This is a genomic window from Actinosynnema sp., assembly GCF_052038725.1.
In genome coordinates this window covers 1-2415 of sequence record NZ_JBQGCX010000093.1, presented here as the reverse complement: position 1 = coordinate 2415, position 2415 = coordinate 1, and the positions used below count along the sequence as shown (strand labels likewise).

The 2415-nt window shown below is 78.0% G+C and carries 1 protein-coding gene; it reads left to right on the top strand.

The window, feature by feature from the left end:
• The first annotated feature begins 124 nt into the window (after positions 1-124).
• A complete protein-coding gene (locus ACTUAL_RS01805) occupies positions 125-2329 on the top strand; it encodes an AAA family ATPase (protein ID WP_440899034.1) in 2205 nt (734 codons plus the stop codon).
• Positions 2330-2415: the final 86 nt, after the last annotated feature.

Sequence of the window (2415 nt, the reverse complement as noted above, 5' to 3'; positions counted from 1 at the left end):
CCGACCACCCCGACCGGGGCTCGCCGCGCCGCTCGCCTGCCGCCCCCACCCCTCCTCCCCGCGCGCCCGCCCCCCCTTCCGGTTTCGCACCACCCACCCCCGCCCGTCGAACTACCCTGGCCCCGTGATCACCCTGACCGCGAGGCTCTCCCCGTCCGCGCTGGACACCCGCCGCGGTGTCGTCCGGATGCACCGCGAAGTCCTGGACGCGCTCGGCCTGCGCCAGTGGGACGCGGTCCGCCTCACCGGCGCGCGGGTCAGCGCGGCCCTCGCCGCCGCGGCTCCCCACGGCAGCCCCCTCGGCGTCGTGCTGGTCGACGACATCACCCTCTCCAACCTCGGCGTCACCGAGGGCGCGGAGCTCGTCGTCGCCCCCGTCGAGGTGTCCGCCGCCCGCACCATCACCGTCGCGGGCTCCCGCCTGGCCAGCACCGCGCTCACCCCGGAGACCCTCCGGATGGCGCTCACCGGCAAGGTCCTCACCGTCGGCGACGCGGTGTCCCTGCTCCCGCAGGACCTGGCCCCGCCGCCCGGCGCCGACGTCTCGGCCACCCGCCGCAAGCTGTCCGCCGCCATCGGCACGACCTGGACCAACGAGCTGCTCACCATCACCTCCGCCGACCCCGGCGGCGTGGTGGCCGTGCGCCCCTCCACGCTCGTGGCCTGGCGCGACGCGACCGCCCCCGCCCCGGCGCAGGCCGCCCCGCCCGCCGTCGACGCGGGCGTCGCCCCGGTCGCCCCGCCGCCCCCGCCCGCCGAGGCGCTCCCGGTCGCCGACCTGGTCGGCCAGCAGGACGCCGCCCGCCGCCTCGCCGAGTGGCTCGACCTCGTCCTCACCCAGCCGGAGCTGCTCACCAGGCTCGGCGCGGCCCCCAGGCTCGCCGCGCTGGTCAGCGGCCCCGAGGGGGTCGGCAAGGCGACCCTGGTGCGGGCCGTGGCGCACGCGGCGGGCACGCGCGTGGTCGAGGTGTCCGCGCCCGCGATCGCCGTGCTGGAGGCCAACGCCACCGCGCGGGCCCTCGCCGACGCGATCACCCAGGCCCAGGCCCAGCCCGGTTCCCCTGCGGTGCTGGTGCTCACCGACGTGGAGGCGCTGCTGCCCGCCGCCACCCCGCCCCCGGTGGCCACGGTCGTGCTCGACGCCCTGCGCGCCGCGCTCGCCACCACCCCGCTCGTGGTCACCAGCGCCAACCCGGAGCTGATCGACCCGCGCCTGCGCGTCCCCGACCTGGTCGACCGCGAGCTGGTGCTGCCCCTGCCCGACGGCGCGACCCGCCGCGAGCTGCTGCGCGCGCTGCTGCGCGAGGTGCCCCTCGAACCGGACGTGGACCTGGCCGAGGTCGCCGACCGCACCCCCGGCTTCGTCGCCGCCGACCTGGTGGCGGTGCGCCGCGAGGCCGCCGTCCGCTCCGCGCTGCGCCAGCGCCAGGAGGCCGAGCCGCGCGTGGCGCAGGAGGACCTCCTCGGCTCGCTGGACACCGTCCGCCCGATCTCCATGTCCACCTCGGACACCCTGCGCACCGGCGGCCTGACCCTGGACGATGTCGGCGACATGGCCGAGGTCAAGCAGGCGCTCACCGAGGCCGCGCTGTGGCCGCTCCAGTACCCGGACTCGTTCGCCCGCCTCGGCGTCGAGCCCCCGCGCGGCCTGCTCCTGTACGGCCCGCCCGGCTGCGGCAAGACGTTCCTGGTCCGCGCGCTGGCCGGGACGGGCAAGCTGAACGTGCTGTCGGTCAAGGGCGCCGAGCTGATGGACAAGTTCGTCGGCGAGTCCGAGCGCGCGGTCCGCGAGCTGTTCCGCAGGGCCGCCGAGGCCGCGCCCGCGCTGGTGTTCCTGGACGAGGTGGACGCGCTGGCCCCGCGCCGGGGCCAGTCCTCGGACTCGGGCGTGGCGGACCGCGTGGTCGCCGCGCTGCTGACCGAGCTGGACGGCGTGGAGCCGCTGCGCGACGTGATCGTGCTGTGCGCGACGAACCGCCCGGAGCTGGTCGACCCGGCCCTGCTGCGACCGGGCAGGCTGGAGCGCCTGGTCTACGTGCCGCCGCCGGACGCCGAGGCCCGCGCGGAGATCCTGCGCTCCGCCTCCCGCAACACCCCGCTCGCGGAGGACGTCGAGCTGACCGCGCTGGCGGACGACCTCGACGGCTACTCGGCGGCGGACTGCGCCGCGCTGATCCGCGAGGCGGCGCTGACCGCGATGCGCGAGTCCCTGTCGGCGACCGCCGTGACGGCGGAGCACCTGGCCAAGGCGCGCGGGGTCGTGCGCCCGTCGCTGGACCCGGCGCAGCTGGCGTCGCTGGCGGCCTACGCGGAGTCCCGGAAGGCCTGAGCCGCAGCGGTTCCCCGTCCCCCCACCGCGCTGCGGGGGACCGGGAACCCCGCGGGTGGGGCGCGCCCCGGTCCGCCGCCCGCGCC